19 protein-coding genes are annotated in these 20,611 nt (G+C 61.4%); 10 read left to right on the top strand and 9 right to left on the bottom strand.

The window, feature by feature from the left end; genetic code table 11:
* Positions 1 to 250: 250 nt before the first annotated feature.
* Positions 251 to 1,432 carry an NO-inducible flavohemoprotein gene (gene hmpA, locus QNH97_RS04520; protein WP_283555791.1) on the bottom strand — a complete coding sequence of 394 codons (1,182 nt, stop codon included), beginning with the start codon at positions 1,430 to 1,432 and terminating at the stop codon, positions 251 to 253.
* Between the two features lie 149 nt (positions 1,433 to 1,581).
* Between hmpA and norR the strand changes: the two genes are divergently transcribed.
* From norR to QNH97_RS04495, 5 genes are all read left to right on the top strand, one after another.
* Complete coding sequence (gene norR / locus QNH97_RS04515; protein WP_283555790.1) at positions 1,582 to 3,138, top strand: nitric oxide reductase transcriptional regulator NorR; 1,557 nt, start codon at positions 1,582 to 1,584, stop codon at positions 3,136 to 3,138.
* Between the two features lie 281 nt (positions 3,139 to 3,419).
* Positions 3,420 to 4,322, top strand: a complete 903-nt coding sequence (locus QNH97_RS04510) for a chemotaxis protein (RefSeq protein WP_283555789.1) — start codon at positions 3,420 to 3,422, stop codon at positions 4,320 to 4,322.
* A 100-nt stretch (positions 4,323 to 4,422) separates the two neighbouring features.
* The gene (locus tag QNH97_RS04505) at positions 4,423 to 4,749 is read left to right on the top strand and encodes a hypothetical protein (protein WP_283555788.1); all 327 of its coding nucleotides are present in this window, start codon (positions 4,423 to 4,425) and stop codon (positions 4,747 to 4,749) included.
* A 78-nt stretch (positions 4,750 to 4,827) separates the two neighbouring features.
* Positions 4,828 to 5,577 (top strand): YkgJ family cysteine cluster protein, encoded by a 750-nt coding sequence (locus tag QNH97_RS04500; RefSeq protein ID WP_283555787.1) that lies wholly within the window; start codon positions 4,828 to 4,830, stop codon positions 5,575 to 5,577.
* A 207-nt stretch (positions 5,578 to 5,784) separates the two neighbouring features.
* Complete coding sequence (locus QNH97_RS04495; RefSeq protein WP_283555786.1) at positions 5,785 to 6,756, top strand: 2-hydroxyacid dehydrogenase; 972 nt, start codon at positions 5,785 to 5,787, stop codon at positions 6,754 to 6,756.
* 182 nt (positions 6,757 to 6,938) lie between these two features.
* Here QNH97_RS04495 and QNH97_RS04490 read toward each other — a convergent pair whose 3' ends face one another.
* Positions 6,939 to 7,841: a DMT family transporter gene (locus tag QNH97_RS04490; protein WP_283555785.1), complete on the bottom strand. Its 903-nt coding sequence runs from the start codon at positions 7,839 to 7,841 to the stop codon at positions 6,939 to 6,941.
* A 137-nt stretch (positions 7,842 to 7,978) separates the two neighbouring features.
* On the opposite strand from QNH97_RS04490, the gene QNH97_RS04485 reads away from it, so the two are divergent.
* The gene (locus QNH97_RS04485; protein ID WP_283555784.1) at positions 7,979 to 8,854 is read left to right on the top strand and encodes a helix-turn-helix domain-containing protein; all 876 of its coding nucleotides are present in this window, start codon (positions 7,979 to 7,981) and stop codon (positions 8,852 to 8,854) included.
* 137 nt (positions 8,855 to 8,991) lie between these two features.
* Here QNH97_RS04485 and QNH97_RS04480 read toward each other — a convergent pair whose 3' ends face one another.
* A complete protein-coding gene (locus tag QNH97_RS04480) occupies positions 8,992 to 9,402 on the bottom strand; it encodes an HPF/RaiA family ribosome-associated protein (RefSeq protein WP_283555783.1) in 411 nt (136 codons plus the stop codon).
* 507 nt (positions 9,403 to 9,909) lie between these two features.
* Here QNH97_RS04480 and QNH97_RS04475 point away from each other — a divergent pair.
* The gene (locus QNH97_RS04475) at positions 9,910 to 10,227 is read left to right on the top strand and encodes a DUF3509 domain-containing protein (RefSeq protein WP_283555782.1); all 318 of its coding nucleotides are present in this window, start codon (positions 9,910 to 9,912) and stop codon (positions 10,225 to 10,227) included.
* Here the strand turns inward: QNH97_RS04475 and QNH97_RS04470 are convergent.
* Entirely contained in the window at positions 10,224 to 10,724 is a 501-nt protein-coding gene (locus QNH97_RS04470; RefSeq protein WP_283555781.1) for a phosphate-starvation-inducible protein PsiE, read from the bottom strand. The genes QNH97_RS04475 and QNH97_RS04470 overlap by 4 nt on opposite strands.
* Before the next feature lie 257 nt (positions 10,725 to 10,981).
* Here QNH97_RS04470 and QNH97_RS04465 point away from each other — a divergent pair, with 257 nt between their 5' ends.
* On the top strand, positions 10,982 to 11,242 hold the full coding sequence (locus QNH97_RS04465) for a YebG family protein (RefSeq protein ID WP_003205410.1): 261 nt from the start codon (positions 10,982 to 10,984) through the stop codon (positions 11,240 to 11,242).
* A 75-nt stretch (positions 11,243 to 11,317) separates the two neighbouring features.
* Here QNH97_RS04465 and QNH97_RS04460 read toward each other — a convergent pair whose 3' ends face one another.
* Positions 11,318 to 12,337, bottom strand: coding sequence for a Glu/Leu/Phe/Val dehydrogenase family protein (locus tag QNH97_RS04460; RefSeq protein WP_283555780.1), 1,020 nt, complete (start codon positions 12,335 to 12,337; stop codon positions 11,318 to 11,320).
* Between the two features lie 186 nt (positions 12,338 to 12,523).
* Here QNH97_RS04460 and QNH97_RS04455 point away from each other — a divergent pair, with 186 nt between their 5' ends.
* On the top strand, positions 12,524 to 13,327 hold the full coding sequence (locus tag QNH97_RS04455; protein ID WP_283555779.1) for a SirB1 family protein: 804 nt from the start codon (positions 12,524 to 12,526) through the stop codon (positions 13,325 to 13,327).
* 160 nt (positions 13,328 to 13,487) lie between these two features.
* Here QNH97_RS04455 and maiA read toward each other — a convergent pair whose 3' ends face one another.
* Genes maiA through hmgA form a run of 3 tightly spaced genes read right to left on the bottom strand, consistent with a single transcriptional unit; the run spans position 13,488 to position 16,746 of the window.
* Complete coding sequence (gene maiA / locus QNH97_RS04450) at positions 13,488 to 14,123, bottom strand: maleylacetoacetate isomerase (protein WP_283555778.1); 636 nt, start codon at positions 14,121 to 14,123, stop codon at positions 13,488 to 13,490.
* Between the two features lie 10 nt (positions 14,124 to 14,133).
* Positions 14,134 to 15,438 carry a fumarylacetoacetase gene (gene fahA / locus QNH97_RS04445; RefSeq protein ID WP_283555777.1) on the bottom strand — a complete coding sequence of 435 codons (1,305 nt, stop codon included), beginning with the start codon at positions 15,436 to 15,438 and terminating at the stop codon, positions 14,134 to 14,136.
* Between the two features lie 3 nt (positions 15,439 to 15,441).
* Positions 15,442 to 16,746: a homogentisate 1,2-dioxygenase gene (hmgA, locus tag QNH97_RS04440; RefSeq protein ID WP_283555776.1), complete on the bottom strand. Its 1,305-nt coding sequence runs from the start codon at positions 16,744 to 16,746 to the stop codon at positions 15,442 to 15,444.
* A gap of 162 nt (positions 16,747 to 16,908) precedes the next feature.
* On the opposite strand from hmgA, the gene QNH97_RS04435 reads away from it, so the two are divergent.
* Entirely contained in the window at positions 16,909 to 17,688 is a 780-nt protein-coding gene (locus QNH97_RS04435) for an IclR family transcriptional regulator (RefSeq protein WP_283555775.1), read from the top strand.
* 106 nt (positions 17,689 to 17,794) lie between these two features.
* On the opposite strand, the gene QNH97_RS04430 is transcribed toward QNH97_RS04435, so the two are convergent.
* Complete coding sequence (locus tag QNH97_RS04430; protein WP_283555774.1) at positions 17,795 to 20,347, bottom strand: helix-turn-helix transcriptional regulator; 2,553 nt, start codon at positions 20,345 to 20,347, stop codon at positions 17,795 to 17,797.
* Positions 20,348 to 20,611 lie beyond the last annotated feature (264 nt).

The raw sequence follows: 20,611 nt of genomic DNA, 5'->3' as shown, positions 1-20,611 counted from the left end.
GGCTCGCTCCCACCTTTGGTCCCGGGTGTTCACAGCGCCGGTGTCCACCGCCAATCCCCAGTGGGAGCGAGCTTGCTCGCGAATGCGGTGAATCAGCCTCATCTATGTTGAATGTGCCGCCACCTTCGCGAGCAGGCTCGCTCCCACAGTTTTTTCGCGGTGTTCACAGCAATTGTGTCCGCCGCAAATCCCTTGTGGGAGCGAGCCTGCTCGCGATGAAGGCAACCCGGTCTCCCGGTTTGCCGCGACCTTATTCCAGCGCCGCCGCCGGCCCGAAGAATTCGTAACGGCTCTGCTGATCCGGCACCCCCAAGGTCTTGAGGTGGCGCTTGACGGCGCCCATGAAACCCTTCGGCCCGAGGAAATAGGCGTCCAGGTCACGTTGCTCCGGCAACCATTGTGCCAGTTGCGCCTCGCTCAACAGCCCGACCTTGTCAGCCGCCGGGCTCAAACCGTCGTCTTCGTCGTAGCAGTAGAATCGCTTGAGTTGCGGATGCCGCTCCGCCAGCTCGTCGATCCAGCCACGGAAGGCATGGGCGCGGCCATTGCGCGCGCAGTGGATGAAATGCACCGGGCGCTCGGTCTGCAGCGCGGCCTGCAACATGGCCAGGGTCGGGGTGATGCCGACGCCGCCACTGATCAGCACCAGCGGCTTGTCGCTGGCGGTCAGGTAGAAATCCCCGGACGGCGGGAACAACTGGATGCGGCTGCCAACCTGAAAATGATGGTGCAGGTAGTTGGACACCCGACCACCCGCCTCGCGTTTCACGCTGATACGGTATTGACCATTGTCCGCCAGGGCCGACAGCGAATAGTTGCGGCGCATTTCCTCGCCATCCAGCACCAGCTTCATGCCGATGTATTGACCCGGCTCAGCCACCAGGATCGGCCCCTTGTCCGCCGGTTCGAAATAGAACGAGGTGATCTCCGAGCTTTCCTGCACTTTGGCCACCAGGGTGAACTCGCGCTCGCCCCGCCAGCCGCCCGGTGCTGCGGCTTTGCGGTCATACAGGCCGGTTTCGGCGCCGATCAGGATATCGGCCAGCTGGTTATAGGCAGCGCCCCATGCGGCAATCACTTCGGGCGTGGCGATCTCTTCACCCAGCACCTCGGCGATTGCCCGCAACAGGCAGGAACCGACTATCGGGTAGTGTTCCGGCAGAATCTGCAAGGCAACATGCTTATTGACGATTTTCGCCACCAGGTCGCCCAACTGGTCGAGCTGATCAATGTGCCGTGCATACATCAATACGCCGTTGGCCAGCGCACGCGGCTGATCGCCACTGGCCTGGTGAGCCTGGTTGAATAACGGGCGAACTTGGGGATATTCGGACAGCATCATGCGATAGAAGTGGGTAATCAGCGCCTCTCCACCACTTTCAAGCAATGGAACGGTGGAGCGAATGATGGCGCGTTCTTCTCGACTGAGCATAGGTGACTCCTGACGTGTTACAGATAACAGTACCTAGGCTTATCAGATTCCATGCCAACATTTTTTATCTTTATTATCAACCAGTTAAAAACACTGTAGTCATATCGACCCGGCGCAACTTATAGTCTTTACGACTACATGGAGTCATTATGACCGCAACCTTGCTGCTGACCTCCCTGCTACCCCTGGTGGCCGATCTCTCCCGAGAACTGCCTGAAGGCGAGCGTTATCGCCGCCTGCTCGGCGCCTTGCGAGCCCTGTTGCCCTGCGACGCGGCGGCGTTGTTGCGCCTGGACGGTGATTGCCTGGTGCCGCTGGCGGTGGACGGCTTGAGCACCGATACCCTGGGCCGACGATTCCGGGTCAGCGAACACCCGCGTTTCGAGGCGCTGCTGGCCAACCCGCAACCCACCCGTTTCGCTGCCGACAGTGACTTGCCCGACCCTTACGACGGGCTGGTCGAAGGTCTCGATGAGCATCTGGAAGTTCACGACTGCATGGGCTGCCCGCTGTTCGTCGACGAGCGTCCCTGGGGCCTGCTGACGCTCGATTCGCTGGATCCGGGCCGCTTCGAACCCATCGACCTGAGCGCCCTGCAAGCCTTCGCCAGCCTCGCCGCCGCCACTGTCAGCGCCGCCGAACGCATCGAGGGTCTGGCGTTGAAGGCCGAGGACGAACACCGGCGCGCCGAGGTCTATCGCCAGGCCAGCGGCCAGCAACACCGCGACATGGTCGGCCAGAGCAAGGCCCACAAACGCCTGGTGGAAGAGATCAAGCTGGTGGGCGGCAGCGACCTCACGGTGCTGATCACTGGCGAAACCGGTGTCGGCAAGGAACTGGTCGCCCAAGCCATTCATGCCGCCTCCAAGCGCGCCGAGCAACCACTCATCAGCCTCAACTGCGCCGCACTGCCGGAGACCCTGGTGGAAAGCGAACTGTTCGGCCACGTACGCGGCGCGTTCACCGGGGCCACGAGCGACCGACGCGGCAAGTTTGAATTGGCCGATGGCGGCACGTTGTTCCTCGATGAAGTGGGCGAGCTGTCGCTGACCGTCCAGGCCAAGTTGCTGCGTGTGTTGCAAAGCGGACAATTGCAACGCTTGGGTTCGGACAGGGAGCACCGGGTCGATGTGCGCCTGATCGCGGCCACCAACCGCGACCTCGCCGATGAAGTGCGCAACGGCCGTTATCGGGCCGACTTCTATCACCGCTTGAGCGTGTATCCGCTGCAAGTGCCGGCACTGCGTGATCGCGGGCGGGATGTGCTGTTGCTCAGCGGTTTCTTCCTGGAACAGAACCGTTCACGCATGGGCCTTAACAGCCTGCGCCTGAACAGCGACGCCCAGGCGGCGCTGCTGGCCTATGACTGGCCGGGCAACGTGCGCGAACTGGAGCATCTGATCGGCCGCAGCGCCTTGAAAGCCTTGGGCAGGTGCGCGGTGCGACCGAAAATCCTCAGCCTCGGCGCCCAGGATCTCGACTTGCCCCAGGCCGCAGAGGAAAACCCCGCACGCTCAGGCGCCGCCCCTGCGCCGGTAATGGACGGCGTCAGCACAGACTTGCGCGAAGCGGTGGACGACTTCCAGCGCAGGCTGATCGGCGCCAGCCTGGAACGTCACCAGCACAACTGGGCCAGCGCCGCCCGGGAACTGGGGCTGGACCGGGCGAACCTGGGACGGATGGCCAGGCGGTTGGGGCTCAAATGATCGACCGTGGGCTTTCCCGTGGCGAGGGAGCTTGCTCCCGCTCGAGCGCGCAGCGGTCGCCAAACTCAACATCTCGCCGCAGCTGATAAGGAGCGCTGCGCACTCCAGCGGGAGCAAGCTCCCTCGCCACATAACTCTCTGCGACAGGGATCTTGTTACAACGATCCTTGCTGTCGACAGCTTTCGTCCTAAAGCCTGCCCCCGACAAGTCGATAACCCAATATCAAAAGCTGTTTTGGCGATCTTCGTGCTCGCCCCACCTTTTTCCACAGAAGGTTTTTATGTCTTCCAACAAAGCCCGCGCAGATTCACTTTCGCTTCTGCTGTTTACCTTGCGCAGCGGCAAGCTGATGGCGATCAACCTGCTCAAAGTCAGTGAAATCATCCCGTGTCCGCCGCTGACCAAGCTGCCGGAGTCGCATCCCCACGTCAAAGGCATCGCGACCCTGCGTGGCAATTCGTTGTCAGTGATTGACCTGAGCCGGGCCATTGGCGAGCGGCCACTGGAAGATCCGGATGGCGGCTGCCTGATCGTTACCGACGTCAGCCGCTCCAAGCAGGGTCTGCATGTGCAGGCCGTGAGCAAGATCGTGCATTGCCTGACCACTGACATCAAACCGCCGCCTTACGGCTCTGGCGGGGTGCGCTCGTTCATCACGGGCGTGACCTCGGTGGATGGCACGCTGGTGCAGGTGCTGGACATCGAGAAGGTCATCCATTGCATCGCCCCGGCACAGATCGAAACCGCGCCGACCGAACTGAGCATGGAAGACGCCGAAGTGCTGGGTAATGCACGGATCCTGGTAGTCGATGACAGCCAGGTAGCGCTGCAACAATCGGTGTACACCCTGCGTAACCTGGGCCTGCAATGCCACACTGCCCGCAGCGCCAAGGAAGCCATCGACTGCCTGCTGGACCTGCAAGGCACCGATCAACAGATCAACCTGATCGTCTCCGACATCGAAATGTCTGAGATGGACGGCTACGCCCTCACCCGTACCCTGCGCGAAACCCCGGACTTTTCCCACCTCTACGTGTTGCTGCACACCTCGCTGGACAGCGCCATGAACAGCGAAAAGGCCCGGTTGGCCGGTGCCAACGGCGTACTGACCAAGTTCTCCTCGCCGGAACTGACCAAGTGCCTGATCACCGCGGCCAAGGCCGTCGCCGAGCAGGGTCGTTAAGACGGGCCAGATCGCTCCCATGCCAACGCGTGGAAGCGATCGTCACCCGGCAATCCTCAGGCATACTCCTGCCCTGGCTCCCAGAACAAGGACCTGCCTGATGAAATCCCAATCGCTGATCTTCATGGGCCTCACCGCCCTGGCCTTCCAGGCCAATGCCTCCAGCCCCGATGCCTGGGTCGCTCATGACAAAGCCGTACTCGCCAGCTGCCTCAAGGCCAGTGGACTGAAAAACGCCGAACCGGTGGGCACCGTCGCGCAGTTCGACGACCGGGTCGGCTACACCGCGCTATTGCTGCAAGGCCAGTACCCGCAGAAACACATGAAAGACGCGACCGGCACCGAGCTGTGCCTCTACCGCAAGAAAACCAAGAAAGCCTATGTCACCGAGTGGGATTCGATTCGCCCGGCCGATAGCACGCGGTGAATGGCGCATAACTTGCTTTGCAACGGTTCATCGCGGCGTTTATCTGTCGCCACTTGCTAGCCTTCGACCGGTTGCTCAATGAACACAACGTTTTCCTGCGTAGGGTGCGGCAAATGCTGCACCGATCACCACGTTCCCCTGACCCTCGATGAGGCCCGCATGTGGGCTGACGACGGCGGCCAGGTGATCGTTCTGGTGGAGGCCTTCTTGCCCAATGGACTCGGCCTGCCTCCAGCACAACGCGAACACGCTCGGCGCCGTTCAGCGGCAGTGCGCAGCGGCAGCAGCGAAGCCTTCGTGGCGATCACTTTCGCCGCCTACAACGCTGGCCGTTGCCGGAATCTTGACGACGAGAACCTGTGCCGCATCTACGAGCGTCGGCCATTGGTGTGCCGCATCTATCCGATGGAAATCAATCCGCACATCCCCCTCAACATCGCCGTGAAGGAATGCCCGCCAGAGTCGTGGGAAACCGGGCCGCAACTGATTCTCGGCGGTGAACTGGTCGATCAGGAACTGGCCGGGTTGATTGAACGCTCACGCCAGGCTGATCGCGAAGAAATCCAGCTCAAGGAACGTGTCTGCGCCTCCCTGGGCATTCACACCACTGCGCTGAAGGGCGACGGATTTACCGCTTATCTGCCGGACATGGCCGCGTTCGCCGCCACCCTCGATCAGCTCCGCGCGCAGCCGCTGGCGCAGCAAGCCAGTGAATGGCAGTTCCATCTGTCCGGTGACGACATCGCCAGCCAGGTATTGGCCTGCGGAGCGCGGGTGGTCACTGAGGCACCGGTCAATTACACCTTTATTTCGCTGCGGGCGGCATAAGCCTCAGACGGTTGCAGAGATCCCTGTGGGAGCGAGCTTGCTCGCGATGGCGGCTTGTCAGTCACCACTATGTGACTGATGCGACGCCATCGCGAGCAAGCTCGCTCCCACACGGCGGCTGCTGCATTCTTAATCAGCTCCCTCTCGCCTAATCCTCACCAGGAATGTTAGCGTGCTTGGTATTCCTTGCCCGATGAGCCTTCCGCGATGAAAAAAACCGTACTTGCCTTCAGCCGTATCACACCCAAGATGGTCGAGCGCCTGCAACAGGATTTCGACGTGATCGTGCCCAACCCGTCGAACGGCGACATCAACGCGCAATTCAACGAAGCCTTGCCCCACGTCCATGGCCTGATCGGTGTCGGTCGCAAGCTCGGCCGCGAGCAACTGCAAGGCGCCGCGAACCTGGAAGTGGTGTCGAGCGTGTCAGTGGGCTACGACAACTACGACCTGGCCTACTTCAATGAGCGTGGGATCATGCTCACCAACACGCCGGACGTGCTCACCGAAAGCACCGCCGACCTGGCCTTCACCTTGCTGATGACCAGCGCCCGTCGCGCCGCGGAACTGGACGCCTGGACCAAGGCCGGGCAATGGCAGGCGACGGTCGGCCCGCAACTGTTCGGCAGCGATGTGCACGGCAAGACCCTGGGCATCGTCGGCATGGGCAACATCGGCGCGGCCATTGCCCGACGTGGCCGGTTGGGGTTCAACATGCCGATCCTCTACAGCGGCAACAGCCGCAAGACCGAACTGGAAAACCAGCTGGGCGCACAATTTCGCGAGCTGGATCAGTTGCTGGCCGAAGCGGATTTTGTCTGCCTCGTGGTGCCATTGAGCGAGAAGACCCGGCACCTGATCGGCCAACGCGAGCTGGCCCTGATGAAACCGAGCGCCATCCTGGTCAACATTTCCCGTGGCCCGGTGGTGGATGAACCGGCGCTGATCGAAGCCCTGCAGAGCAACCGCATCCGCGGCGCCGGCTTGGATGTCTACGAGAAAGAGCCATTGGCTGAATCACCGCTGTTCCAGCTGAAAAACGCCGTGACCCTGCCCCACATCGGCTCGGCGACCCACGAAACCCGCGAGGCCATGGCCAATCTTGCTGTGGATAACTTGCGAAGTGCATTGATGGGCGAACGACCGCAGAACCTGGTCAATCCGCAAGTCTGGAAATAAATTCTCCGCAAAAGCCCCCCGGGGGAAACACACCGTGGCGAGGGAGCTTGCTCCCGCTGGGCTGCGCAGCAGCCCCTTGCGATTTATCTGATGCACTGCGGTGGCAGATACATCTTGGGGTTGCTTCGCAACCCAGCGGGAGCAAGCTCCCTCGCCACAGGTTTATCTCTAGACGTAATATCTCAGCGGGCACCCAGCGCGGCATTCGTAGTCACAGGCCGCGGTTTGCGAAACACCAGCACGTTCCCCAGCATCACCAGGACCAGCCCGACCAGCGCCGGCGCAGTCCATTGATAACCTTCGGCAAACGCCGAGACATTCAAGGCCACCACCGGAAACAGCACCGTGCAATACGCCGCCCGCTCCGGCCCCATGCGTCCTACCAGCGTCAGGTAAGCGGTAAAGCCGATCACCGAGCCCGGGATCACCAGGTACATCAGCGAGCCGACGTAGCGCGCGTTCCATTCCATGTCGAACGGGATGCCTTTGAAAACACACCACACCGCCAACATCGTCGCACCATAAGCCATGCCCCAGGCATTGGTGGTCAACGGCTTGAGGCCGGCCTTCTGCTGCAGGCTCGAGAGCATGTTGCCCGCCGAGAAACACAAGGTGCCCAGCAGCGCCAACGCCAGCCCGAGCAGCGTCTGTGGGCTTGCACTGTGGCCGGCCAATTCTGGCCAGAACAACAGCGCCAGCCCCAGCAGCCCCAGGGCGCCGCCCAACAGCACGTTGCGCGCAATCCGCTGGCCGAAAAACACCCGGGCATTGAAGGCATTCCAGAGCGTGGCGGTGGAAAACACCACGGCAACCAAGCCGCTGGGAATCCACTGGCTGGCCGTGAGGAAACACATGAAGTTGATGCAGAACAGGCACAGGCCCTGGGCGACGCAAATCAAATGGCCGCGCCGGTTCATCACCTGCAGGCGCCGGCTGAGCAGCAGCATCGCAAACAGAATCAGGGCCGCGAGGCCGAAACGATAGACAATCGACACCGGGATGGCGACAACGCCCAGTTGCAGTTTCAGGGCAATCCAGGTGGTGCCCCAGATGAGCACGGTAAGCAGGTACAACGAGAGGTTCATGGTGACGGCTCCTGACAATGGCCCTTAGTGTCACGCCATTACCCACCCCCGCACTTGCGTAAACTTGCGCTTTTATCGGTTTGCAGGCTGGCATGGACCGGCCGACAGAGTAGGATTCGAGTCGGAGAGAACCGATCATGCCCACACTGCAAACCTTGCAAGTCTTTCAAGCCCTCAACAGTTCGCCCAATGCTCGTCTGGAGCACAGCGCCGAGCTCGGGGACGGCATGGCGGCCGCTTTGTGGAGCAATCATCACGACGCCCGGGACTATGAGGCGCCGACCCACCATACGCTGTCGTGCTACATCGCGGGCGGCACCGGCACGTTTCGCCGCGAACGGCCCGACACCACAGGGGCGCCCGGCAAACTTTGCGTGTTGCCGGCCGGACATGAATCAGCCTGGATCATCAACGGCGACATTCGCCTCGCCCACCTGTACTTCAGCGCGGAACAATTCGCCCTCGGCTGCGTCACGCTGCTGGACCGCGAGCCGCGCCAAGTGCAATTGCACGAGGCGACCTTCCTTGATGATCCGCACCAGGCGCAGCGCTTTCGCCAGTTGATCGACCTGAACTGGGACGAACCCGCTGAACGCCTGCTGACCACCAGTCTGGCCCATGAATTGCTCGACCATCTGCTGCTGAGCCAGGTTGGACAGCGTCAGGGGCTCCGCCTCAAGGGTGGTCTGGCCGCTCACCAGCGGCGATTGTTGGTGGACTACATCGACAGCCACCTGGCCGATGCCATCAGCCTCGGGCAACTGGCCGCGCTGTGCGCGCTATCCGAATACCACTTTGCGCGGATGTTCCGCGAAAGCTTCGGGCTGCCTCCCCACCAATATGTGCTGGCCAGGCGCCTGGCACGCGCCCGGCACTTGCTGCGTAGCACTTCACACCCGCTGGGCGAGGTGGCACTGGCCTGCGGATTTGCCAGCGCCAGTCATTTTACCAACCGTTTCCGCCAGGCCTTGGGCGCGACGCCCGGGGAGTATCGGCAGGCGTTTTTACGCTAGCGGGCGGCGCTGTTTTCTATACTTCCCCGGATATCACTTTCGCGAGCAAGCTCGCTCGCCAAACGGGTCGATATAAAGCAAAACGGGCCTGCAATAGCAGGCCCGTTTCAAGTCGGAAATTAAAAATGAACGATGTTTCAGCCGTTAAGCGCAGCCCGTTCGTTCTCCAGGAATTCTTCTTCCAATAGCGCATCGGCCAAGGCGACGGATTCGGTTGGGGTCTCAATAATGGCGCGTTTGCCGCGCAGTTTGCCGAACATGTGCTCCAGGGCGTTTTCAAGCTTGGTGGCCGCCCCCTCGATCGCCAGTTCCAGCGTATCGGCCTTGTGCGTCACGGAAATCGGCTGATGGCCTTTTGGCCGTGCTTCAAGCTGGCACCGCAGATCATGGGGACCTGGCTTGTCGCCGTTCTCGTCCCGCAAATGAACCTCGACCCGTGTCAGGTCCTCTTCATAACGTTCGAGCGTGCTTTCGATGGTAGTACGTACCCACTCCTCCAGTCGGATGCTGCTTTGAATATGGTTATCGCTGTTGACTTGGATTTGCATAGTTCATCCCTTATTTCAGCTAGCTCGCCGGGGGCCGTCGACGTTGATGCAACGGCCCCTTGATTACAGAGTCGGGCTGGCGGAAGAACAATTCAACCCCTGAAAAAAGATAAATATTGATTTGCAAATAAAGCCGGACAACGGACAAAAGCGCTGTTAATGTCGGGAGTTACCTCGCCTTGCCCGTTACCCCCGAATCCCCCTCCGGCCCTGCACCGTCAGCGAACATCCGCGCGTTATTGCCCCGAAACGTGCAGCCGCGACAGCCGTACCCCAGAGCCTCCAGCGCTTAAGCACCGCAATCATTGTCCGAGCGTTTTTCCGGCATGCCACTTGCTAACTCTCTGTAGGCGCCCCGCAGGTCGCGATCCTTCTGATAGGTCGAGCTGCCCGGCGCCGCAACCTTGAGATGCACACGATCATGGAATGGCCGATGGTCCGGTGTTGCGAACTAATCCCGATCATGGCCGGTCAACAACTGCACGTTCAATCAGGCGGTGACGCATCATGGACAACCCTTTTCAGATCATTACCGACGCTTTTGCGCCGCACTATCAAATCAACCTGAGCATTCAGGGCCTGGACGGCAGCATCATGCTGACCCTGTCCAAGACCGGGCGCGTCGTTGCCAAACGCATGATCAGCGCCCAGCAGCGCAACGACCCGGAACGGCTCAAACGCCTGGTGCAAAGCATTCAGTTTGGCATCGCCATTGAGCAGGGCCACAGCGCCGTGGCGATTCTCGAAGCCATGACCGGCGGTGACAACATCAAACTGCCACCGCCGCAGGCACAGGGCCCCGCCTCCTCCCTCGCGGGCCTCTAGATTTCCCCCTTCTCCACTTCGGCATGCTCACTGGAACCCGCGCCGACCTTGCGGTGCGGGTGCTCGATCTTCACCGAAGGGAACTGCGACGAAGCGTAACGCACCACTAAGATCGCGAACGCCAGGAGCAGGATGCCGCCGCACAGATAGATGATCCCCACGTCTGGCGGGCTGTGGTGGGAGACGTTGGAAATCAGCAGGCGGGTCAATGCCGTGATCGCCACGTAGATCAAAAACCGCACGGGCATGTGATTGGTCTTGAAATAAATCCCGACCATCGCGCCCAATTCCAAATAGATGAACAGCAGCAGGATGTCATCGATCTTGATGTGCCCCGCCTCGATCATCTGCAGGAACTCCATCACCGCCGCCCATGCCGTCACGGCACCAATGGCGAACAACGCCAGGTAGTGAAAGGTCTCGACGAACAGGTTTCCCAGGGATTCAGCCAGCTGATGCACGCTCTGGCGCAAGTTCTCGGCCCAGTTGATTTTCACGATGTAATTTCCTTAGGTCGACTCGACCGGATGATGCGGGTTGGACGTGACGGTTGTTCTGCATGCAGAAAAAAGGCCAGGGCTGGGGATGAGATGGCAAAAGGCTGGTAGTCGACACTTTCCTCGTGCGACAAACCTCGAAAGCGGTCTACATTAAAAAGCCACTATCCAAAGAGAAAGGATTCGCTTATTCTTTTGCCTGTATATAAATACAGTAGTCACAACGATAACCAATGTGAAGGCATGTGAGGTGGTGAATGGCCGTCGAAGTGGTATACCGCAGCAGCCGAGATCTGGAGCGCTTGTTCATGGATAAAGCCGAAGCTGACCGTCATGACAAAATGCTGGAACTCGCCGAATTGCTGGCCGAGGTGTTGCAAAAAGCCGTCCCATCGCTGAGTGAGCAACAGGTGGAAGAAGCCGGGATCTACATGGCGAAGAATCGGGACGTGTTCGCCAAGGCCTTCAAGAGCCAGCCGGACGCCTTGTCCGAACTGCTCAATCCGTCGGACGAATAACCAAAAAGATCGCAGCCTCCGGCGGCTTCCACAGGGGATACACCCTGTAGAGGCTGTCGAAGGCTGCGATCTTTTTTATCGATACAACAACCGCTCCGCCAACTCATCGGCCACCCGGGCCGGTGAGCGTTTTTCCGCCTGGGCGTGGGCGAAGACTTCCGTGAGCCGCGCGCCGATCTTGGACAGGTGCGCCGTAATGGTCGGCAGCTCTTCGCCGCGATGCTTGAGGGCGACGTAGATCAGGCCGCCGGAGTTGATCACGTAGTCCGGTGCATAGAGAATCCCGCGCCTCTCCAACTGGTCGGCCACCTGCAGATTACTCAACTGGTTATGGGCCGAGCCGGCAACGGCCGAGCAGCGCAGTTGCGCCACGCTGTGGCTGTTGAGCACACCGCCCAGCCCGCAAGGGGCGAGGATGTCGCAGGGTGTGCTGAGCAGCGCGTCGTTGGCGATAGGGTGCGCGCCCAGTTGCTCCATCGCCAGCTGTACCTTGCCAGGGTCGATGTCGCTGACCAGTAACTCCGCGCCCGCCGCGTGCAACTGCTCGGCCAAGGCGTAGCCGACATTGCCCAGCCCCTGGATCGCGACCCGCAGGCTTTCCAGGTTATCGCTGCCCAAACGGGCCATGGCCGTGGCACGGATACCGGCAAATACCCCCATCGCCGCATGGGGTGCCGGGTCTCCCGAGGCGGTGGTGCTGGTGACATGACGGGTCTGCTGGGCGATGCAATCCATGTCGGCCACCGAGGTGCCGCTGTCGATGGCGGTGATGTAGCGACCATCCAATTGCTCGATGCAGCGACCAAAGGCTTCGAACAGCGCGGCCCGGCTTTCGACATGGGCCGGGCGCATGATCACCGCCACCCCGCCACCCACCGGCAGACCCGCCAGGGCGGCCTTGTAGCTCATGCCCTGGGCCAGGCGCACGGCGTCGACCACGGCACTTTCGTCGTCGGGGTAGGAAAGATAACGACAGCCCCCCAGGGCGGGCCCCGGACGACTGCAATGAATGGCAATCACCGCCTTCAACCCGGTTGCCGGGTCTACGCTTAGGTGCAGCGATTCAAGGCGGGAGCTTTGCATGAGAGCAAACATCGTAAGGCTCCCGAATCACTTTTGTTTGTTTCGCCAGTATAGGCGTGCAGTCGAAATTTGCTGGAGCACGCCGGAATAAGTCACCACGGCTACCCCTCTTTTTCGGCATAACCTGTAACTGTGTCTGTCCGAGACTGGACGAAAATCCGTGGCAGGGCTAAAACGGGACATAGCCCGGAGAGTTTGATGAAACCGCGCCAAGCCTTTTTTGACTGTCTTCACCGCTCGCCACCGGCGCTGTTCGAAGCGGCGTTATGGATCGCTGCCGAACATGATCGCGACGTGGACGTGCCGACCTTGCTGAAGGATTTCAAGGATCTGCAGCAACGGGTCAGCCATGATCTGCCGATGCTACCTGTGGGCGAGCTGGGCCAACCCTTGTTGCGACGCCTCAACGACCTGGGGTTCGCCCAGGACGACTTCACGCCTGTGCGCCCGCGTGCGGCGCTGCTCAACCAAGTGCTGGCGCGCAAACGCGGGCAACCCCTGGCGCTGGGCCTGATTGCCCTGGAGCTGGCCCGAGGCCTGGAAATTCCGATGGTCGGCGTCAATTTTCCCGGCCATTTCCTGCTGCGAGTCCCCGGCGCCGACCATCTGCTCGACCCGTGCGGCGGTCGTCGCCTGTACCCCAATGACTGTCGCGAACTGCTGCAACGCCAATACGGCGCGAACATGCTGCTCAAGGCCGAGCACTTGGTCACCGCCGAGCCGATGCAGATGCTCCAGCGCCTGTCGCGCAATCTTCGTCAACTGCACCTGGCGAACGACGATTACATTGCGGCGCTGATCGACGCCGAACGCGTGCTGGAACTGGGCAATGCCAGCGCCGCCGATTACCTGGCCCGCGCCAGCCTGTATCAACGGCTCGATTGTCCCAATGCCGAACGCTTCGACCTGGAACATGCGCTGATGCTCAGCGACGACCCGATCCAGCGGCTCCGGCTGACGGAGCGTCTGGGGCATTTGCCGCCGAATTCGGTGGTGCATTGAGCAGATGAACTTAGGCCAGATGACGGCCCCTGTGGCGAGGGAGCTTGCTCCCGCTGGGACGCGAAGCGGCCCCAAGCTTTTTGCGGTTGCTGCGCAACCGAGCGGGAGCAAGCTCCCTCGCCACACGGGATCACCTGGTTTTCAGAACCGTGTGAAACCCTCAGGGGGTATCCGGCTGATTCGCCGGGTGTGCCTTTTGGAATGCCGGATGCCCAGCCGCCAATGCCGCAACCCGACGAATCCGCGGATGCGTTTGCAAAGACACATTGAACCGCTCGGCCGCGTACAACTGCGGGATCAGGTAAACGTCCGCCAACCCTGGTGCGGCACCGAAGCAATAACCCTCATCGCCAATCAACTGTTCCACCGCCGCCAACCCCTGGCTGATCCAGTGCCCGATCCACTCCGTCACCTGGGCTTCATCGTGGCCCCACTGGCGCAGCTTGTTGAGCACGCTGACGTTGTGCAGCGGATGGATGTCGCAACCGATCAACGCCGCGACGCCCCGCTCATGGGCCCGAACCGCCAGGTCGGCGCTGAGCAGCGGCGCCTGTGGATAACGTTCTTCCAGGTATTCGATGATGGCGGGTGATTGCACCAGCAACGCGCCTTCATCAGTGCGCAGCGCCGGTACACGGCCCTGGGGATTGATCGCCAGGTAGGCCGGCTGGCGATGCTCGCCCCCAGGCACAGCGATCAGGTTGACCGGCAGGGCCTGGTAATCCAGTCCCTTTAAGGCCAGCGCAATACGCACCCGATAGGAAGAGGTGGAACGGTAATAGGTATAGAGTTCCATGCCCTGACCCTCAACGCGCCGGCAGGATCTTGCCGCGGCATTCACCGAAGCCGATGGAAGTGACGCCCTCCCCGCGGCAACGCGCTCGCAGGATGATTTCGTCGCCGTCTTCCAGGAATTTACGGACTTCGCCAGACGCCAATTCGATAGGCTTTTTACCGCCGTCGGTGATTTCCAGCAGGCTGCCGAACTGGCCGTTTTCAGGCCCCGACAAGGTGCCGGAACCGAACAGGTCGCCGGCCTGCAACTGGCAGCCGTTGACGCTGTGGTGGGCGACCATCTGGGCCACGGTCCAATACATGTATTGGGTGTTGCTCAGGGTCAGGCGATGGGCCGGTAGGTTCTGCTCGCGCATGGTTTCGGTCAGCAGCAGGACTTCCAGTTCGATATCGAATGCCCCGGCGGCCTGGTCACGCTTGTCCAGCAGATACGGCAGCGGCTGCGGATCGCCTTCCGGGCGGGCCGGTTGAGGTCGGCGGAACGGTTCGAGGGCTTCGGCCGTCACGACCCACGGCGAAATACTGGTCAGGAAACTCTTCGACAGAAACGGCCCCAGCGGCTGGTATTCCCAAGCCTGGATATCCCGGGCCGACCAGTCGTTGAGCAGGCAGAAACCGCCAATGTGCTCGGCGGCGTCGCCGATGGCGATGGGTTCGCCCAGCGCATTGCCCTGGCCGATCCAGATACCCAGCTCCAACTCATAATCCAGCCGCGCACACGGACCGAAGGTTGGCTCGGTCTGGCCGGCCGGCAGGGTCTGGCCCTTGGGACGGCGTACATCGGTGCCGGACGGGCGAATGGTCGAGGCGCGGCCGTGGTAACCGATGGGCACGTATTTGTAATTGGGCAACAGGGGATTGTCGGGGCGGAACAGCTTGCCGACGTTTTGCGCATGCTCGATACCGACGTAGAAGTCGGTGTAGTCGTTGATTTTCGCTGGCAGGTGCATCTGGCAATCGCTCGCCAGGGGCAGCAGTTTCGCGCCCAGGGCTTCGATCTTGCCCCGCAGCGGACTGTCTTCGCGCAGCAGCTCCAGCAACCGTTCACGCAAGGCTACCCGGGCGGTGCGTCCCAGGTCGAAAAACGCGTTCAACTGGCCGCCCTTCATGGCTTCGACGGCTTCGCACGCCGAGCCATCAAACAGGCCCGCCTCCAGCGCAGCCTGTAAATCGAGGATCTGTTCGCCGATCGCCACGCCGCTGCGCAGCGCGCCACCATCGATGCTGAAGATTCCCAGCGGCAGGTTTTGCAGTGGAAAATCAGCATGGCCGTTGGCGGAGGCAACCCAGCTACGGGCAGGGGAAACTTGAGTCATGAATTATCTCCGGGTCGGGTCGAACGTGACAGGCAGCGAGGCCCAACACGCATCGTAGTCGGTTTGCAGTTGCGGGCAGTCCAGGGCGAAACGGCTCGGGCGCAGGACCTGGCTGGTCTCGAACATGAAGGCCATGGTGTTGTCGATTTTCCCAGGCGTCAGCTCAGCATTGATCGCCTTGGTGCAAGTTTCGCCGTCCGGGCCATGGGCACTCATGCAACTGTGCAGGGACGCACCGCCCGGCAGGAAACCTTCAGCCTTGGCATCGTAGGCGCCCTGGATCAGGCCCATGAATTCGTTCATCAGGTTGCGGTGGAACCACGGTGGACGAAAGGTGTTTTCCGCCACCATCCAGCGCGGCGGGAAGATCACGAAGTCGAGATTGGCCAGGCCATGAACGCTGGTGGGCGAGGTCAATACGGTGAAGATCGACGGGTCCGGGTGGTCGAAGCTGACCGTTCCTAGGGTGTTGAAGCGGCGCAGGTCGTATTTGTACGGCACGTTGTTGCCGTGCCAGGCCACCACGTCAAGCGGCGAATGATCCAGTTCGCAGCCCCACAACTCACCGAGGAACTTCTGCACCAGCGTGGTCGGCTGGGCGAGGTTTTCGTAGTGGGCGACCGGCGTCAGGAAATCTCGCGGGTTGGCCAGGCCATTACTGCCGATGGGCCCCAGGTCCGGCAGGCGCAGCGGCGCGCCATGGTTTTCAGCGAGGTACCCACGGGCCTGCGGGTCGAGCAGCTCGACGCGAAATTTCAGGCCCCGGGGCAACACGGCAATTTCCAGCGGTGCCAATTCCAGCACACCCAGTTCGGTGGCGATCCGCAGCCGTCCCAGTTGCGGCACGATCAGCCATTCCCCGTCGGCATTGAAGAACACCCGCTCCATGGAGCGGTTGGCGCGGTAGTGATAAATGCTGATGCCAGCCGGTTTGTCCGAACCGGCATTGGCCGCCATGCAGACCAGTCCGTCGATGAAATCGGTCGGTTCGGCGGGTATTTCCAGCGGGTTCCAACGCAGGCGATTGGGCGTGACCTCACCCAACGGGCCGCCCGCAAGCTGTCGTTCAAGCTTGACGAAGACCGGGTGATTGGCCGACGGCCGGATGCGATACAGCCAGGTACGCCGTGCTTCGCTGCGGGCCATGGTGAACGCGGTACCGGAGAACAATTCGGTGTAGAGACCGTACGGGGCTTTTTGCGGAGAGTTCTGGCCGACCGGCAGTGCGCCGGGCAGTGCTTCGCTGGCGAACTCGTTGCCGAAACCTGATTGGTAAGCCAGGTCCGACGCCGTGGAATCGAGGTGCATGGAGCCTCCTGAACACAGGACTGAGTGCGGCCGTCGCTCTTTGAAGAAGCTTGAGGCGCACCGGGTTATTTTTATCGTAATTCAATTACGCATAACGTAATTTGCTCGACAGCGACCGTCAAGCTATAAAGACGCCCACTCGCCTCTGGACCCTACGCAGCCATGGAAAACCCTCCCAACAACGGTAAACAGAAAGTCCGCTCGGCCGAAGTCGGCACCGACATTCTCAAGGCCCTGGCAGAACTGTCTCCCTCCACATCGCTGTCGCGCCTGGCCGAACACGTGCAAATGCCGGCAAGCAAGGTTCATCGTTACTTGCAGGCCTTGATCGCCAGCGGTTTCGCCGAACAGAACACCGCCACCAACCACTACGGCCTGGGCCGTGAGGCCTTGCGCGTGGGCCTGGCTGCGTTGAACGGCATGGACGTGTTGCAAGTGGCGGCGCTGCCTTTGGCTGAGTTGCGCGACGATCTGAACGAAACCTGTTTCCTGGCGGTGTGGGGCAATCACGGCGCGACCGTGGTGCGCATCGAACCCGCTGTGCGCGCCGTAACCGTGGTGACGCAACTGGGTTCGGTATTGCCGCTGCTTAGCTCATCTACAGGGCTGGTCTTCAGCGCCTATCTGCCAGAGCGCGAGACGATCGAGCTACGTGTCCAGGAAGTGAACGGCACCAGCAGCCATGCCCTGGCCGACGACACGGTCTATGCCGCCCTCTGCGAGCAGATCCGCAGTCGCGGCCTGCATCACGTGCATGGCTTGCTGATGCCGGGGGTGGATGCCTTGTCCGCCCCGGTATTCAATGCCGTCGGCCAAGTGACCGCAGTCATCACCATCGTTGGCCCGACCTCGCTGTTTCATGCCGACGAGCACGGCCCGGCGGCGCAACGCCTGCTGGCGGCGACCCGGGCTGTGAGTTGGCGAATGGGCTATGAGGCGTGACCAGGATCAGATCAAGATACCCGACGCAACTCTGACTCCCCATCATCGATATACGCGGTGATCAGTTGGATGCAAGGTGGCGCAAACTTCATTTGCGCATTTCGGTTCAAACCATCACGCCCATGACTTTGGCCTTCGCAACGGCTTGAGTACGCCGCTGCACCCCCAACTTGCTGTGTATCCGCCGCGCATGGGTTTTTACCGTGTGCAACGATATGAACAGTTGCTCGGCAATTTGTTGATTGGAATGACCTTGTGCAATCAGTTGCAGCACTTCAAGTTCGCGGTGACTGAGCAACGTCTCTTCAGCGCCAGTCGCTGGCAGCTCGATGGGCTCCGCAGACTGCGCCCAGCGCAACAGATCAGGTTGGCGCAAGCGCAACTCGCACAAGGCTTGCTGCGCCCGATAACAAGCAACGCGTTTGAGCCCCTCTTGCACCAGCGTTCGAACCTGGGAACGGTCTACGGACAACCAGGCCACTTCAGCCAGCGCCAGCTGCAATTCGGTTTCCAGACCATGCATTTCAAGGCATTGCGCCTGGGTGATCATGGCTTCCAGGCGAGCCTGCGGATCTTGTGCCCGATGCAAGTAGACTTCGGTCAGCACCAGCAGGTATTCCAGGCGGGGAATCAACTCCAGCGTCGCGGGGGGCGCATGCTTGGCCTGCGGCCCGCGAAAATGCCGCAATACACGGGTCAAGGCTTCATGGGCAAGCTCCGGGCGCCCTTGTTGCAACCAGAACTGGCAACTGGTTTGCAGCAATACGCCGCGGTACACCGTGTCGGGAATGTGTCGCTGCTGCATGATCCGCTCGGCGTCGCGCAGTTGCATAAACGCTTCGCCGTAGTCACCTTGGTTGGCAGCCAGGCTCGCTTTGCCGAGAAAGCCATAGAGCACTTGTTTGTCCTGGCTGTGCAGGCCGGTTTCCAGGCCCATTTGAAATTGCTCGGCAGCCAACTCATCAAGCCCCATGCGCAAGGCCAGGCGCCCTCGTCGCAAGGCAATACGTCCCAACAACGCGGAAAAATCCTGGCCGGGTTTATCGAGCAAGGCCTGGACGGCGCTCAGCAGATGATCGGCCCGATGGGGCGCGCCGCGTTGTTCCAGCACTTGGGCGTGATCCAACTCCAGCAGCCCTTCGAACACCAGTGAGCCTTGGGCACGCGCCAGGCACAACGCCAGGCGGTTGATTCGTTGGGCAGACGCCAGTTCACCTTCGAGCAGCGCCTGCTGCGTCAGCCCTCGCAAGCACAGCAGTCGCAGGGACCAGGCATCTGGATCGAGGCTGGCCTGGGCCTGGAGGAAATGCTCGCGCGCCTGATCGCCGTCTCCCGAGAGGTGCAGCAGCCACCCGCGCAGGACCTGCCATCGCGCCACCACTTGTCGCTGCAGACAGACCTGGGGCTGGGGCACGAACCTGACCAGTTGTTCGATGCACGCCGACGCCTGCTCGAAACGTCCGGCGAACAACAACGCCGCCGTCACCAACCCCACCGATTGCGGCGTACCGAGCGTCAACGCTTCCCCTTGTTGATCATGCAGGCTGAGCAATAGCTCCACGTTGCTGCGCTGCAATACATGCTCGAAGCTCAAGTGCTGCAAAAAGCTGACAGCGGCATCAAACTCCCCGGCCTGCATGGCTTGCTCGAATGCCATTTGCCAGTCCTGCTCGGCGGCGAACCACTGGCAGGCCCGGCGGTGCCAGGAGCGTCCTTGCGGCCAGGGCTCGTCACGTACCAGGCAGGCCAGGGGCGGAAAAATGTGCAACCAGTCCGAGGACTGTTCCCACGGCTCGATAAAGCACCCCAGGTCCAGCAACAAGGGAAGGCATTCCGCGCCGACTGTATCGCCGAACAGATGCTCGCAGAGCCGGGCATTGAAGCGCGGCAGATGGGCCAGCACGCGCCAGGCCTGGGCCAGGTCTGGAGTCAGCGTGCTGAACAGCTCGTATTCAAGGTAGTCCAGTAAGGTGCCTGGCCGGCCCGGCGATGCGTGATGGCGCGCCCATTCACAACGCTCAAGCAGGGCGATGCGCACCCCGGCGCACCAGCCGCCGCTGCGCTGTATCACCTCGCGGGCCGTGCGGGTCGCCTGGGGGGCCGGCAGATGACTGAGCAATTGCTGGACATCGTCGAGGGTGAAGACCAACGCCTGCGTGTCGAACTCGTGCAGCTCGTCATCGAGCAGCAGGCGCGGCCAATTGCAGTGGGGACGGCGGCGGCTATTCAACCACACGTGCAACGCCGGGCTGCTGACGTTCAACAGACGGTCGAGCCACTGATCCAGCTCGGGATTCGCTACCCGACAATAATCGTCCAGAAACAACCAGGTGGGTGTTTGCAAACGCGCCAGATGGGCCATCAGCCCGGCTTCATCCATCATCGGCAACCCGAGGGTTTGCGCCAGGTGTTCGCACATTTGCACGACGCTCAGCGCCGCGCCTCCCAGGGGCAACCAGTGCAATCGACACTCGGCGGGGGCCTGCAGGAAACATTCGGCGAACAACGCACTCTTGCCACTACCCGCCGGCGCGCACAGCAGCTTTACCCGCGCCTCGGAGGTCAGCAAGGGTTCGCTCAAGGACCGCCGCGGTACATGCGTCGAGGACAGGCGAGGCAGCAATCCAGGACGGTCCGGACACGGAGTCATGGCGGTCATGTGCGAGGGTCCCTTTTATTGTTGTCTCATCACCCTAGTCCTGTGTCGCTCACCTTAGGAGAAGTATTCAGCGCGCTGATTGGCGCCCATAAAAAAACGACCGGCAAATCCCTTGTCGGTCGTTAGCGATTGTTCCAGTCAACCACGGTCCTGGTGGCGAGGGAGCTTGCTCCCGCTGGGGCGCGCAGCGGCCCTGAAACCAGGCGAATCGATACCTCAGATCAGTTGATCAGCCCTTTTGGGGCTGCTGCGCAGCCCAGCGGG

Origin of the sequence: Pseudomonas sp. G2-4, assembly GCF_030064125.1 — a bacterium.
Lineage (GTDB): Bacteria > Pseudomonadota > Gammaproteobacteria > Pseudomonadales > Pseudomonadaceae > Aquipseudomonas.
This window is presented reverse-complemented; position numbering and strand designations above follow the sequence as displayed.